Annotated in this window: 16 protein-coding genes; all 16 read right to left on the bottom strand. The window is 31.5% G+C overall.

Annotated features, from left to right (window positions below; genetic code table 11):
- Positions 1-31: 31 nt before the first annotated feature.
- Positions 32-1,201, bottom strand: coding sequence for an MFS transporter (locus ACTT9X_RS05230; protein ID WP_440934593.1), 1,170 nt, complete (start codon positions 1,199-1,201; stop codon positions 32-34).
- A gap of 76 nt (positions 1,202-1,277) precedes the next feature.
- Positions 1,278-2,609, bottom strand: a complete 1,332-nt coding sequence (locus ACTT9X_RS05235; RefSeq protein WP_440934647.1) for a branched-chain amino acid ABC transporter permease — start codon at positions 2,607-2,609, stop codon at positions 1,278-1,280.
- A 35-nt stretch (positions 2,610-2,644) separates the two neighbouring features.
- Complete coding sequence (locus ACTT9X_RS05240) at positions 2,645-3,655, bottom strand: branched-chain amino acid ABC transporter permease (RefSeq protein WP_440924962.1); 1,011 nt, start codon at positions 3,653-3,655, stop codon at positions 2,645-2,647.
- A gap of 1 nt (position 3,656) precedes the next feature.
- The gene (locus ACTT9X_RS05245; RefSeq protein WP_440924961.1) at positions 3,657-4,364 is read right to left on the bottom strand and encodes an ABC transporter ATP-binding protein; all 708 of its coding nucleotides are present in this window, start codon (positions 4,362-4,364) and stop codon (positions 3,657-3,659) included.
- Complete coding sequence (locus ACTT9X_RS05250) at positions 4,364-5,152, bottom strand: ABC transporter ATP-binding protein (RefSeq protein ID WP_440934594.1); 789 nt, start codon at positions 5,150-5,152, stop codon at positions 4,364-4,366. Before ACTT9X_RS05250 ends, ACTT9X_RS05245 begins: the two co-directional genes overlap by 1 nt.
- Positions 5,153-5,157: 5 nt before the next feature.
- The gene (locus tag ACTT9X_RS05255; RefSeq protein ID WP_440924959.1) at positions 5,158-5,925 is read right to left on the bottom strand and encodes a pyrroline-5-carboxylate reductase; all 768 of its coding nucleotides are present in this window, start codon (positions 5,923-5,925) and stop codon (positions 5,158-5,160) included.
- A 32-nt stretch (positions 5,926-5,957) separates the two neighbouring features.
- Positions 5,958-6,869: a glutarate dioxygenase GlaH gene (gene glaH, locus ACTT9X_RS05260; protein ID WP_440934595.1), complete on the bottom strand. Its 912-nt coding sequence runs from the start codon at positions 6,867-6,869 to the stop codon at positions 5,958-5,960.
- 39 nt (positions 6,870-6,908) lie between these two features.
- Entirely contained in the window at positions 6,909-7,232 is a 324-nt protein-coding gene (locus ACTT9X_RS05265; RefSeq protein ID WP_440934596.1) for an AzlD domain-containing protein, read from the bottom strand.
- On the bottom strand, positions 7,222-7,926 hold the full coding sequence (locus tag ACTT9X_RS05270; protein ID WP_440928055.1) for an AzlC family ABC transporter permease: 705 nt from the start codon (positions 7,924-7,926) through the stop codon (positions 7,222-7,224). Before ACTT9X_RS05270 ends, ACTT9X_RS05265 begins: the two co-directional genes overlap by 11 nt.
- Entirely contained in the window at positions 7,926-8,711 is a 786-nt protein-coding gene (locus tag ACTT9X_RS05275; RefSeq protein ID WP_440924955.1) for an ABC transporter ATP-binding protein, read from the bottom strand. Before ACTT9X_RS05275 ends, ACTT9X_RS05270 begins: the two co-directional genes overlap by 1 nt.
- Positions 8,711-9,451, bottom strand: a complete 741-nt coding sequence (locus ACTT9X_RS05280; RefSeq protein WP_440924954.1) for an ABC transporter ATP-binding protein — start codon at positions 9,449-9,451, stop codon at positions 8,711-8,713. Before ACTT9X_RS05280 ends, ACTT9X_RS05275 begins: the two co-directional genes overlap by 1 nt.
- Positions 9,448-10,500, bottom strand: a complete 1,053-nt coding sequence (locus ACTT9X_RS05285) for a branched-chain amino acid ABC transporter permease (RefSeq protein ID WP_440934597.1) — start codon at positions 10,498-10,500, stop codon at positions 9,448-9,450. Before ACTT9X_RS05285 ends, ACTT9X_RS05280 begins: the two co-directional genes overlap by 4 nt.
- Positions 10,487-10,669 carry a hypothetical protein gene (locus ACTT9X_RS05290; RefSeq protein ID WP_440934598.1) on the bottom strand — a complete coding sequence of 61 codons (183 nt, stop codon included), beginning with the start codon at positions 10,667-10,669 and terminating at the stop codon, positions 10,487-10,489. Before ACTT9X_RS05290 ends, ACTT9X_RS05285 begins: the two co-directional genes overlap by 14 nt.
- Positions 10,666-11,559, bottom strand: coding sequence for a branched-chain amino acid ABC transporter permease (locus tag ACTT9X_RS05295; RefSeq protein ID WP_440907561.1), 894 nt, complete (start codon positions 11,557-11,559; stop codon positions 10,666-10,668). The genes ACTT9X_RS05290 and ACTT9X_RS05295 overlap by 4 nt, the downstream gene beginning before the upstream one ends.
- A 64-nt stretch (positions 11,560-11,623) precedes the next feature.
- A complete protein-coding gene (locus ACTT9X_RS05300; RefSeq protein WP_440907560.1) occupies positions 11,624-12,862 on the bottom strand; it encodes an amino acid ABC transporter substrate-binding protein in 1,239 nt (412 codons plus the stop codon).
- Between the two features lie 86 nt (positions 12,863-12,948).
- A complete protein-coding gene (locus ACTT9X_RS05305; RefSeq protein WP_440934599.1) occupies positions 12,949-13,563 on the bottom strand; it encodes a LysE family translocator in 615 nt (204 codons plus the stop codon).
- Between the last annotated feature and the right edge of the window lie 107 nt (positions 13,564-13,670).

Below are 13,670 nucleotides of genomic sequence, written 5' to 3' on the forward strand. Positions count from 1 at the left end.
TTTTTATCTTAATTCAAAAAACCCCAGTAATTTAATTACTGGGGTTTTTTTTTAAGTCTGCTCTTATGGTAGATAGAGCTATGATAATTAGAAAAATCAAACAAATTAAATTCATAGTTTTCCAGCTAGTTAAGCTTAGAAACACCCCAGCAGACAAACTCGCTGCTGCTTGTATAGAATAAACAATTAAATCATTATATCCTTGAGCTCTAAATTTCTCCTCTTCTCTATAACACAAAACAAGTAAACTTGTTCCTGATATAAATAAAAAATTCCATCCTAGCCCTAGAAAAATAAGAGCAATCATATAATTAATAAAATTTTGTTCAAACAAACTAGTAATTATTGTGATTAAAAATAATAAAACCCCCATATGCATAATTTTACTATGACCAAACCTTTTAATTAAATTTCCAGTAATTAATGAAGGTAAAAACATGGCTGCTATATGAAGCTGAATAACAAATCCAGTCTTGGATAAACTTATTTTCTCCATTAAATGCATACTTATGGGAGTTGCTGTCATTAAAAAAGTCATTACTGCATACGCAAAAGCTGAAGCTATCAGTGCCTGTAGAAATCTAGGTTGTGAGATAAGCTCAAAAAAACTTCTTCCTGTTTTATATTGATTACTAGATATCGTTTTTGGTTCCTGATAAAAAATTAAAAATATTGTTGATGAGATAGATAAAATGGCAAGTGCAAGATAAGAACCTGCATACATATGATCTGAAATTAATTCTTTCGAAATGTTTGCAATGTTTGGACCAATAAATGCCGAACCTATTCCTGCTAACAAAATGATAGAAATTGCTTTTGGTGCATAATCCTTATCCACAACCTCGACTGCTGCAAAACGATATTGATGGCTAAAAGCTATTCCTCCACCAATTAAAAAGCATCCTAAATTATATAAGACAAAACTTTCTATAATTATAGAGTATGCAGTTAAAAGAGATGCAAAACATGTACCTACTGATGCGTAAATGAATCCCAATTTCCGTCCAATTATACTCATTAACTTTGCAGCAAAAAAAGCAAATAACGCAATTCCGACTACCGACAAAGCCATTGGAAGAGTTGCTAAAGTATTTATTGGACTAAATTTTGAACCAATTATACCACTTAAAAAAACGGTGACTGGGGCAGCTGTAAAAGCAAAAATCTGGCTTAATATAAGTAACGAAAGATTTTTATTCATTAAAAGAATAAATACTTATCAGCCATATACAAAGCCCAAGCAGCAGCAGCACCTAATATAATATATTTCATTACGTTTACTTTATTTCTATTTTTTCAGGAAGTATACCTTTAGGTCTATACCTCATTATAAACAACAATCCTAATCCCATTAGTAAAAATCTGAAATAAGGAACGCTTTCAATTAAATGAGCTTTAAGTGCATTTGTTTCAGGAATTCCCGCAGTGAAAAAGTTTATTAAGAATAATGATATTGGTGCAGCCTCTATCCATAAAAACCAAACAACAAATCCTCCTAAAATTGCTCCAAAATTATTTCCACTTCCTCCAACAATTACCATCACCCAAATCAAAAACGTATATCTCATAGGTCTATAACTTCCCGGTGTAAATAAACCATCTTGTGTAACAAGCATTGCACCCGCAATTCCAACAATTGCTGAGCCTAAAATAAAAATTAGCAAATGTTGTTTAACAACATTTTTACCCATTGCATTTGCAGCTTCCTCATTGTCTCTAATTGCCCTCATCATTCTTCCCCATGGAGAATAAAGAGCCTTTTGAGTTAAAATTAAAAGAATGATTACTACTATTAAAAATAATCCTGAATAACACAGTTTTACAAATACTGAAGAGCCTTCAATAACAAGTTGATTTAAAGCAGCTTGTCTATCAGCTAAATTCTCAATTACACTTAATTTTCCTGAATTAAACTTTTCAACTAATTTAATAAACCAATCAGTTGTTTGAAGATCTACTTCATAAGGTGCAGGTCTTTTTAAGCCAATAACATTTTTGACTCCTCTTGTGAGCCAGTCTTCATGTTTAATAATTGCAATAACAATTTCAGAAATAAGAAGTGTTGCGATAGCTAAATAATCTGCTCTAAGACCAAGCGCAACTTTTCCAACTATAAAAGCTAAACCACCAGCAAAAAGTGCTCCTACTATCCATGAAAATATAATTGGTAATCCAAATCCTCCTAAGAAACCAGTTTTAGCTGGATCTACTGCTTCAATTGCTTCTATGCCTGGCTCTGCAGAAAATCTGATAAGTAAAATACTTGAAATTATTATTGCAGCTATGCTGTACGTTCTTATTTTTGATTTTTCAAATCTTTTTAAAACAAAGCGTATCACTAATATCATTACTACTACCAGCCACAACGACATTAGAATGTCGAAACCTCCAGCCCTCCAAGCTTCTTGAACAGGATCTACAGATATTAATACCGCAGCTAAACCACCTAAAGCTGTATAACCCATAATTCCAAAATTAATTAAACCAGCATATCCCCATTGAATATTTGCACCCATTGTCATAACTGCAGAAATTAAACAAAGATTAAATATTGATAACGCTATGTTCCAAGACTGAAATATACCAACCATCAGAATGAGTACCATCATGATACTGTATGCTGCAATTACATTTAGGTTTTTTCTCACAATACTTTCCCCTTAAATATTCCCGAAGGTCGATAAATTAAAACAATTACAAGAATAGAAAACGAGACTGCAAACTTATAATCTGTGGATAATAACTGAACCAAACTACTTGGCTCCATACTTTCTGGTAAAATATACATAAAGAATTTTTTATATGCGTAAGTGAGCAATATTTCAGAAAAAGCAATTACATATCCACCTAAAAAAGCTCCAAATGGGTTTCCAATTCCTCCAACAATTGCAGCAGCAAAAATAGGAAGCATATTATTAAAATAAGTAAATGGTTTAAAACTTTTATCCAAACCATACAAAGCACCACCTATTGTAGCTAAAATTCCAGCAATAACCCAAGTAACTAAAACTATTTTTTTTGGATCAATACCTGACAACAAAGCAAGATCTTCATTATCAGAATAAGCTTTCATACTTTTTCCAGTTTTTGTTCTATTTAAAAACCAAAACAATAAAGAGACTAAAACTATTGTTACAAAAATGGTTATCACTTGAGTTGATTTCAATGCAAGACCTTCATTTAAACCTGTCATCTCCTTAAATTCACGAGCTTTAATAATAAATTTTTCACCATCAAAAAATCTTCTATCACCAGGTCCAATAATAATTCTTACCACTGCTTGTGTTACAAACATTACTCCAATACTCACCATTGCAAATTGAACTGGGGGGCTTTTTTGATTTCTATAATACTTAAAGACAAACTTATCTATTAAAAGCATGTAAAAAATCATGAAAATTATTCCAAATGGAATAGCCAATAAAGCAGTAGGTAAAACACCTAAAGAAACACCTAAAGATTGAAAATACCATGTAAACAATATTGTCATCATGGTTCCAAAAGACATCATGTCACCAGTCGCAAAGTTTGCAAATCTTAAAATTCCATAGATTAATGTTACAAATATTGCACCTAATGCTAACTGAGAACCATAAGTTAATGCAGGAATAAATATATAATTTAATAAAAGAATTATTGCATTTACAAAATCCATATTACCCTCCCAAAAAAGAGCTTCTTACTCTTGGATCGTCTAATAATTCTTTTCCAGTTCCTGAATAACGATTTTCTCCAGTAACTAGCACGTAGCCTCTATCTGAAATGCTTAAGGCTTGTTTTGCATTTTGTTCTACCATTAAGATAGCAACGTTTGTTCTTTTTACTTTTACAATATGATCAAATAATTCGTCCATCACAATTGGCGATACACCGGCAGTTGGCTCATCTAACATTAAAACAGTGGGTTTAATCATTAAAGCTCGACCTAGAGCTACTTGTTGTCTTTGACCTCCAGAAAGTTCACCAACCAACTGATTTCTTTTCTCTCTTAAAATTGGAAATAATTCATAAATTTCCTCAATTATATTTTTGATTTCATCCTCAACAAGAAATGCACCCATTTCTAAATTTTCTTCAACAGTCATCCCTGCAAAAACATTTTTAGTCTGTGGCACAAAAGAAATACCTTGCTTAACTCGATCTTGAGGAGATAATTTTGAAATATCTTTACCATCAATCTTTACTGATCCAGACTTTAAATTCAACAAGCCCAACATTGCTTTCATGGCAGTTGATTTACCAGCTCCATTAGGACCTAAAATAGAAACTATTTCACCTTTATTAACATTTACTGAACACGAACTAATAATGTCAGGACCATTACCATAACCACCTGTCATTTCTATTCCTTCAAAATATGCCATTAATTTGTATCCTTTATTTTTGATCCTCTTCCAAGATAGCTTTCAATAACTTTCTCATCTTTTTTTGCCTCTTCAACACTTCCTTCAAATAATACTGACCCCTCAGCCATTACAATCACTGGATCACACAATCTTCCAATAAAATCCATATCATGTTCAATCATACAAAAGGTATAACCTTTTTCTTTATTTAACTTTTCTATTGCAGTTCCAAGATCTTTTAACAGGGTCCTGTTAACTCCAGCCCCCACTTCATCTAATAAAACTAATTTTGCATCTACCATCATGGTTCTTCCAAGTTCTAATAATTTCTTTTGTCCACCTGAAAGATTTCCAGCGAGCTCATTTGATAAATGTCCTAAATTTAAAAATTCAACAACTTCTTTCGCTTTCTCTTTAACCACAGCCTCTTCTTGTGCAACTAAACCTGGTTTAAATAATGCTGTCATTATTTTTTCTCCAGATTGATTTCCTGGGACCATCATTAAATTTTCTAAAACAGATAAATTTGAAAACTCATGTGCAATTTGAAACGTTCTTAACAACCCTTTAGAAAATAATTCATAAGATGGAACATCAGTAATATTCTCATCATCAAAAACAACATTTCCACCAGAAGATTTTAAGTTTCCAGCAATTAAATTAAATAAAGTTGTCTTACCAGATCCATTTGGCCCAATGATACCAGTAATAGTTCCTCTTTTAACTTTTATTGAACAATCTGAAACTGCAGCTAATCCACCAAAATATTTACTCAAATTATTAATCTCTAAAATATTTTCAGACATTTAATTTATTTGTTAAGTCTTCTGTGAATACTATTTAATGCTCTTTCTAGAGATCTATAAAATCCAGCTTTGGTTAATTCTTTCACACCTTGTTCATTTAAACCTTTTGGCGTTTGAGACTCTTTTACTAAGTTCTTTAAATTTTCTTTTGAATTTACTACAGCATCTTCAGATAAAGCTAAAAATAAAGAAGTAATATATTTTTGAGCATTATTTCTTTTTACCCCTCTTTTTACCAACCAATCAGTCATTACTCTCAACATCTCATAAAAAGGCGCCATCATGCCAGAGGTTGACCAAAAATTTATAGACAATTTTTCATTCTTAATTTCTACAGTTGTGCCCAAGTTATTGAAAAACGCTTTAACTTTTGAATTAGGGGGACAAATAGGTACAGGACCTTTCTTTAATGAAATTGGAGGTAGAGGTATTGCTCTTACAATTTTTGCTTTTACTTTAATTGCTCTCTTTAATTGAGATAAAGTAATTGTTGAAATAAAACTAACAACTGTTTGGGTCGATTTAAATTTTAAATCTTTAATAATTTTTTCACCAACAGTAGGTGTAACAGATAAAAATACCCAATTAGATTGATCTATAATTTGTTGATTATCCTTGGCAATAATTATTTTTTTAAACTTTCTTTTTAACCCAAGAGCTATTTTTTTATTTCTTGGAGAAATAATAATTTTCTTATAGGAAATTTTTGATTTACATATCCCAGTAATCACTGAAGCTGCAATTTTTCCGGTACCAATAAAACCTAAATTCATAATTTTGGATACTTTATATTGATTATATTGAATTAATTAACAAAAAAAGAACCTCTAATTCTTAGTAATTCTCTGCTTAATTCCTTGTTTTCTTTGAAAGGTTTTCTTCCATGAAGCCAGAAATAATTATTTGCAATCACAGAGAATCCAACAGGTAATTTCGTAATTATTTTATTTTTACTTTCCTCTAATCCATCAGATAATCTTTGTAAAAAATTTCCTTGATCCATATTTTGAGGTTCTGGAAATTGATCAATATAAGATATCGTTGGTCTTCCCTCTTTATCAGTTGAGAAGACTGGGTGCTCTACCTTGTAATCAATATTTTTACTTTTTGGTGACCCCCAAACAAAATTTTGTCTCCCAACTGGATCATTGTATAAATCATCACAATGCTCCCAGTCATCAAGGTGTAACATAGCTGTCTCACCACCTTCAACATTTTGCTCATCAATTTTTGTCATAATTAACCAATCGGTTACATCTTTCACATACGTCCCATCTGTGTGAAGATCCATGTTCCTATAAGCCTTTCTTAGGTAAGAGTCGCTACTATCTTCGTGTTTAACATGAAAACGAGCATAATATTTTCCTGCCATGGCATCATGATTAGGTACACCAATTAGATGAGCTATTGCAGTTGATAATTTAACTAAAAATGTATCATTAATTTTTGCAGTTATATTTTTTGGTCCAATAATAAAGCAACCTGTAGATCTATCTCTAATAATTGAGTTCATTAATTTGCTTAATTTATTATTTGTTAAATCATCTAAACTTTTGGCTAAAGTAAATCTTGTAAATGGTTTTAGCTCTAATGCTGTTAAATCAAATTTATTAAAGGGGAAAATTAATTTATCTATTATGTCATTTTCTAAACTAATTTTTATAATCCTATTTGATTTATCGTGTTTTTGAATGTCTATGCCTGTAATTTTTTGCATTCTAAATTTTATTTTACCTTATTTTATAAATCAATTTAATCAGATATAATTGTTAATTATTGCCATACAAATAGCTGAGAAAATTGTTGGATAAACAAAGTTTTTCTTAGAAATAAAAAAAACAAATAAGGATAAAAACACAACAATTGATCTACTGTAATAACTAGCATCTGCCAAAACACCAGCTGGAAAAATTATAGTTCTAGCTATTAGTGCTGCCAAAGTTGCATAGGCTAAACAATTAAACCACTTAAAAACCTTGGAAGTTTCTTTAATACCCTCAGATGTTAGAGCGCCCAAAAATCTAGACAAAAAAGTTGCTAAAGACGTAACAATGATTGCGTAAACAATATTAGCTGACACTGTGCTCTCCTACTAGATAAGCTAAGGTTCCACCAATTATACCTGCTATCAAAATTGACCACTCTGGTGAGAGTAAATAAATAATTGGTCCTAATATAGTTCCAAATAAAACTGATAGAGTCACTGGTATGGTTTTAGATGCACCAATCATCATACATAGAAAATAAACTGGATTAAGAATTGCTAAACCCAACATCATATCTTTATTCAAATGTTCTGAAAAAGAGAAACCTAAAAATGTTCCAATTACTGATACACTTACTGTTGCACTTCCAATACCAATCCAATAATCAATTCTATGTTTTTTTGGAATGTTTTTATAATTGCTTTTCATGATTAGCCATGCGGAAATAGCAATGAAATGACATGAAAAATAATACTTCCACTTAGGTTGACTTTTATGCATCATTAACGGAAATAAAGATACAGCCATAGGGTAAAGTCTCGCATTCACAATCCATACAGCCAAAAAAATATTTAACAAAGATGCTCCAATTAACATGGACTCAGCCATTACTAGTGAGCCTGGTAAAGCATAAGTTAAAACAGTTGAAAAAATACTTTCCTGAATATTAAAACCTAAATTTTTAAATAGAGCTCCGATTGCTATAAAACAACAAGTAAGAGCTATAGCTGGACTATCATGAGTAAATATAGATCTATATCCTTTAAAGAAAAAATTTTTTTTAATCATTATCCACCTAGGAACAGTCTACCAACATCAGGATTTTGAAGTAAATCATCTCCTTTACCTGCAATTGCAGTTTGCCCGGATACCAAAACGTATCCAATATCTGCAAACTCTAATCCTTTTTTGGCATTTTGCTCAACTAGAATAATTGTTTTTTTTTCATTTTGCTGAAGATCTCTTAATATTTCAAAAACCATTTCAATATATCTAGGTTCAAGTCCAATAGATGGTTCATCTACTAAAAGTACTGATGGTTTCATAACTAAAGCTCTTGATATTTCCAGTAATCTTCTCTCACCTCCAGATAAAACTTTTGCAGGTTGGTTTCTTCTATTTCTTAGCCTTTCATACTTTTCAAAAATTCTTTCAGCCTCTTCAAATGATTCATCTGTTTTTTCTTTTATGTATCCTCCCATTAATAAATTTTCTTCTACTGTCATATCTGGAAATACAGAGTTGTCTTGTAAAATATAAGCTATACCAACTGACTTTAACTTTTCTGCTGGGGTAAGATTTGTAATTTCTTTTCCTTCAAGTTCAATTTGACCAGAAAAAATATTTGTAAAACCATAAATTGAATGAAGAATTGTAGATTTGCCTGCACCATTAGGACCAATTAAACATAAAGACTGAGCTTTATTTACGAATAAATCAAAGTTATGTAAAATTTCCATTTTTCCATAACCTGCGTTTAAGTTTTTAATAGTTAAATGAACTTCGTTTGGAGATAATTTTTTTAAATCATCTGGTGTTGGAGCTTTTCCTAATACTTCATATTGATTAGCCATTATTGTGCTCCTAAATATGCATCTATGACACGTTTATCATTTTTAATTTCATCTGGTGATCCATTAGCCAACATTTTACCATGAGCTAAACAAAAAATATTTTCAGCTAATTGCATAATTACTCTCATGTTGTGCTCAATCACTAAAAGTGTTATTCCAAAATCTTGGTTTACTTTAATTAATCTATCAATAATACCATTTATTAGAGTTGGATTAATTCCAGCTGTAGGCTCATCTAGCAGTAACATCTCTGGTTCATTCATTAATGCCATTGCCAATTCTAATAATTTTTGCTGACCAAAAGATAGATCTCCTGCCCTTAGCTTTCTTTTTTGATATAATCCTACAAAATTTAATAGATTTTCTGCTTTTTCAGTCAATTCTTTTGGAATTTTAGAAAATATTTTCATTAAATTTGCATCACTACCTTTGTGACTAATTAGCATATTTTCTATGCAATTAAGTTTTCCATAAATTCTAGTTTGTTGAAACGTTCTTAGAAGTCCTAACTTAGCAATAACTGGAACTGGCAACTCAGAAACTTCTTTACCATTAAATTTAATTGATCCATTATCTATAGGGTAAGTCCCTACAATTGAATTAAATAATGTAGTTTTGCCTGAACCATTTGGCCCAATTAATCCAACTATTTTACCTTTTTCAACATTCATTGAGATGTCAACATTAGCTTTAACACCACCAAATGATTTACTTACATTGCTTACTTCTAAAATACTCATTTAAGTTCTACCTGTGCTTTACGATCTTTTTCATCAACTACTTCACCGAAACGTTCTGGATATTTTTCTCTTAACCATCCCATAATTCCTTCTGGGAAATAAATTACAATTACTACAATCAAAACTCCAAGAGCAACATACTGCCAACCTAAAAAGAATGTCCAAAAACCTTCTTTAAATATATGGAATATAGTTGCACCAATAATCGGACCCCAAAGTGTTCCCTTTCCTCCAAGTATTGCCATCAATACCATGAATACACCCATCTCTCTTCCATCAAAAGCAACGTCTGTAGAGTCTATGTAGCCAACTAATCCACCCATTATTCCACCGGCTAATCCACAAAAGAAAGCTGAGATCATCCAGCCAATAATTTTATATTTCATTGTTTCAATACCCATTGCTTCAGCTTTATCCTCATTGTCTCTGATAGCATTAAGTATTAATTTAAATCTCGTAGAATAAATTGAACGCACTGCAATAAATGTCAGAATTAAAGTAAAGAAACTCAAGAAATAAAAAAACTCTCCTCTTGCCTCTAAACTCCCAACGTCTGGAAATGGAGGTGTTGTAAATCCTTGACCTGCACCAATAATTTCTATACCTCCAGAAATTTCACCTGCTGCAACTCCTAAACCCAATGTGCAGATTGCGAAGTAATGTCCTCTCAGACCTAAAATTGAGTATCCAATTAAACCAGCAATAATTGTTGGAACTATAGCTGCAACAATTAACCCAACAGCCATTCCTTGAAAAAATTGAGCAGGAGTATGAACAAATGTTTTTTCACCACCACTCTCCGTCCATTCCGCTAATGGAAAGAACATCCCAACTTGAACCGATGCACAAAGATACATCCCAAGACCATAGAACAAAATATTTCCAAACGAATTATAACCCATCTCACCACCTTGAATATTCCAAGTAGTCGCCAGAACTATCAACACGCATAGTATTGATAACTGAACTTTAAAAGCAGGAAAAAGGAATGGTGCTGCTAAACCAAAAATCAAAATACCAGAGTATAAAATTAAATTATTCCTGTTCATATAAGCTGTTTATTTTATCTCTAAATTTTTGATCAACTGTAAAGTAATGTCCATTTTCTTCATGTACGCTTGATCCATTTAAATGATACTCATCTAAATGTTTTTTGAATTTTTTGATATCAACTTTAATGATATTTCCAGTATCATCTGTAATTTCAACTTTTTTCATTTTAAGTACTCTCTTTTTCTTGAAAGTTTAAATCTTCTGTAAACTAAAATTAATACCAATAGTAAAAACACAGAACCAATTCTAAATTCTGTTCCTAAAATATAGTCTGCAAATTCTTCAAACACACCAAGGCCCATACCAGACATTGCAACTCCTGGTAAATTTCCTAAGCCAGCAACAATAACGATCATAAATGATCGAATTGTATATGGTAATCCCATGTAAGGGTGAATTGTGAAAGTTATAGAAATTAATGCTCCAGCAACACCACAAAGAGCAGCATTAATTCCAAATGTTGCGGCATAAACTTTTTCTGTGTCAACGCCTAAAATCTTAGCGGCTCTTGCATTTTGTGCGGTAGCTCTAATTGCACGTCCAAGCTTAGATTTTTTCATATAAATTACTAAACATATTGCGAATAAAATACTTATAAAAGCTGAAAACAGTTTTGAGTTTGGCAATACAACATTATTGTTAAACAACATTGTTGTTCCATAATCTGAGTTTGCAAGAACAACGTCTGCTCCAAATGCAAAGTTCATTAATTGCATGAACAGAATGCTTATTCCAAAAGTTGCTAATATGGAGATAAACAAGTCTCTATCTACTACTTTATTAATAACTAATTTGTAAATTAAAACTCCAAGGAAATACATTATTACTGGTGCAACAATCACACCCCATGCTGGATGAATTCCATAAAGATACATAAAATAAGCAATATATCCTCCCAGAATAACAAGATCTCCTTGTGCAATGTTAATGATATTCATTACTCCCCATTGAAGAGCCATCCCATACGCGATCAATGCAAATAAAATTCCAAGAAGAATTCCATCCAAGCAAGCTTGGACTGTTATCATCGGATATTGGAAAACCATGAAATCCATAAAAAGTATTTGGGTTATATAAAAAAAAGCCCCCTGATACTAGGGGGCTTTAATATTTTTTATTTTATCTTTCTGACCACTTAGGAACAGGATGTATTAACTTAGCTGATGCCCATTTAGTTGGCGCAACAACTTTGTTCTCACATTTTCCTGAGTCATCACACATTACTTGGAAAAGTACCATTGGTTTGTCAACATTTTGACCACCAGGTGCAAATTTAATATTTCCATAGAATGTTTGCATGTTAGTAGCTGCAAGAGCGTCTCTTACTTTCTTCTGATCAAACGAATTTGCTCTCTCAAAAGCATCTTTAAATACTAACAACGCAGCAGAAGACTCTGCAGATTGATAAGGTGGATCATATCCAAACTCTTTCTCAAAGTCAGCCGCATAAGTCATTCCATCTTTAAAGAAATTATCTTTATATGTTAATGTTTTGTGCCATTGAGAAGCGCATAATGCGTATTGTGAGTTTTTGCCATGCTGTTTTGATAGCTTAGCAGCATCACAGTGAGTCATAGCTAACATTGGAACATCTACCTTCATTTCAGCAATTTGTCTAATTGCAGTAAGTGCACCTTTTGTATGACCTGATACAACAAGAACATCTGGCTTCATTTGTTTAACTTTAACTAATGTTGCAGCCATATCATTTAACTCTTTTGGTAATTTATCATCAATTACTTTTTTTGAGCCAGTTCTTTTAATTGCATCTAAAACTCCCAATCTAACATCTTGAGAAAACGCATCTTGCTCAAATGCCATTGCTACTGTCACTGGTTTTCCATTATTCTTTTCAACTGCTAAATCGATAGCAACATCAAGATACAGATTAGCTGGAGCTAATACAGCAAATAGATATTTGTAACCTTTTGTAAACAAAGATCTAGATGCACCATTTGCTTCAACCATTGGAACACCATATTTTTCAGTTACTGGTGCAATCGCTTTAGTTAAACCAGAACTGTAAGGGCCAAGCATAAACTCAACACCATCTTGTGATATTAATCTTTCTGCAAGCTGTGCAGCTCTCTTAGGATTTGATTCATCATCGTAATAAATAATGTCAAACTTATAAGTCTTTCCACCAACTTTAACACCACCCATGCTGTTAATTCTATCAACGGCCATGTTATAACCATTTTGAGTATGAACACCATTAGATGAGTATTTACCAGTTAAGGAAATCGCAGCACCTAAAATAATTTTGTCTCCAACTACTTTTGCAAAAGATGCAACAGAAGTTGAAAATAAAATTACTAATGCAGAAACAAAACTTAAAATTATTTTATTTAATTTCATTTTATTTCCTCTTTAATTAATTAATTATATAATGATTAAATAAAGAAATTTTATTTTATGCAAGTGGCAATAAAGGCCAAATCTAATTAATATTGTTGAGTTACAACAATTATTACGGCAATAATTACTAAAACACTCGCAGAAATTGTATTAATCGTTTTTGGATTAGCAGTTATCCACTTTATTAATTTTTGCGCGAGCATTGCATAGCCAATCAAAGATAAAAAATCTAAAACGATGTAAGTTGTAATTAAAATTACAAATTGAGCCAATAAATTAGAATTAAAGTCAATAAATTGAGGAAAAATAAAAGGAAAAAACATCCAAGCCTTAGGGCTTGTACCAGCAACTAAAAAACCATCTCTAAAAAAAGATAAGTTACTTTTTTTTATTTCTCCTTGATTTGAAATACTTTTTGGTCGAGATTTATAAATATCATAAGCTAAATATAATAAATAAACTATTCCGATCCATTTAAACGCATTAAGTGCTATTGAGTTCTCTGAAAAAAAAGATCCAATTACAAAAATAACTAAAGTTGCCTGAATCAAATTTGCAGTTACGTCTCCTAATGCAGACCAAATACATTTTCCGACTCCATAATTCATTGAATAAGAGATAATTACAATCCTGGGAGTTCCTGGTGTAATAAATAAAAAAATAATTATCTGTAAATAAAGTATAAAATCTAGGGGGAGCATAAAAAAAGATAGTCCTTAAAAACCGGGAGCTAAAGATGGCTAAGAAGGACTATCTAAAAGATAATATCAGAGGCTAAAAAAAATGCATTAAATATTTTTTTCAAATA

It is taken from the genome of Candidatus Pelagibacter sp., from assembly GCF_052049855.1.
Taxonomy (GTDB): Bacteria; Pseudomonadota; Alphaproteobacteria; order Pelagibacterales; family Pelagibacteraceae; genus Pelagibacter.

Excerpts from the sequence above, each read along its gene's own strand:
- ACTT9X_RS05235 (WP_440934647.1), bottom strand. The coding sequence starts at position 2,609 with ATGATGGTACTCATTCTGATGGTTGGTATATTTCAGTCTTGGAACATA.
- ACTT9X_RS05280 (WP_440924954.1), bottom strand. The coding sequence starts at position 9,451 with ATGAGTATTTTAGAAGTAAGCAATGTAAGTAAATCATTTGGTGGTGTT.
- ACTT9X_RS05255 (WP_440924959.1), bottom strand. The coding sequence starts at position 5,925 with ATGAATTTAGGTTTTATTGGTACCGGAAAAATTGCAGCTTCAGTGATT.
- ACTT9X_RS05295 (WP_440907561.1), bottom strand. The coding sequence starts at position 11,559 with ATGGATTTCATGGTTTTCCAATATCCGATGATAACAGTCCAAGCTTGC.
- ACTT9X_RS05250 (WP_440934594.1), bottom strand. The coding sequence starts at position 5,152 with ATGTCTGAAAATATTTTAGAGATTAATAATTTGAGTAAATATTTTGGT.
- ACTT9X_RS05230 (WP_440934593.1), bottom strand. The coding sequence starts at position 1,201 with ATGAATAAAAATCTTTCGTTACTTATATTAAGCCAGATTTTTGCTTTT.
- ACTT9X_RS05300 (WP_440907560.1), bottom strand. The coding sequence starts at position 12,862 with ATGAAATTAAATAAAATAATTTTAAGTTTTGTTTCTGCATTAGTAATT.
- ACTT9X_RS05270 (WP_440928055.1), bottom strand. The coding sequence starts at position 7,926 with ATGATTAAAAAAAATTTTTTCTTTAAAGGATATAGATCTATATTTACT.
- glaH (WP_440934595.1), bottom strand. The coding sequence starts at position 6,869 with ATGCAAAAAATTACAGGCATAGACATTCAAAAACACGATAAATCAAAT.
- ACTT9X_RS05285 (WP_440934597.1), bottom strand. The coding sequence starts at position 10,500 with ATGAACAGGAATAATTTAATTTTATACTCTGGTATTTTGATTTTTGGT.
- ACTT9X_RS05240 (WP_440924962.1), bottom strand. The coding sequence starts at position 3,655 with ATGGATTTTGTAAATGCAATAATTCTTTTATTAAATTATATATTTATT.
- ACTT9X_RS05245 (WP_440924961.1), bottom strand. The coding sequence starts at position 4,364 with ATGGCATATTTTGAAGGAATAGAAATGACAGGTGGTTATGGTAATGGT.
- ACTT9X_RS05275 (WP_440924955.1), bottom strand. The coding sequence starts at position 8,711 with ATGGCTAATCAATATGAAGTATTAGGAAAAGCTCCAACACCAGATGAT.
- ACTT9X_RS05290 (WP_440934598.1), bottom strand. The coding sequence starts at position 10,669 with ATGAAAAAAGTTGAAATTACAGATGATACTGGAAATATCATTAAAGTT.
- ACTT9X_RS05305 (WP_440934599.1), bottom strand. The coding sequence starts at position 13,563 with ATGCTCCCCCTAGATTTTATACTTTATTTACAGATAATTATTTTTTTA.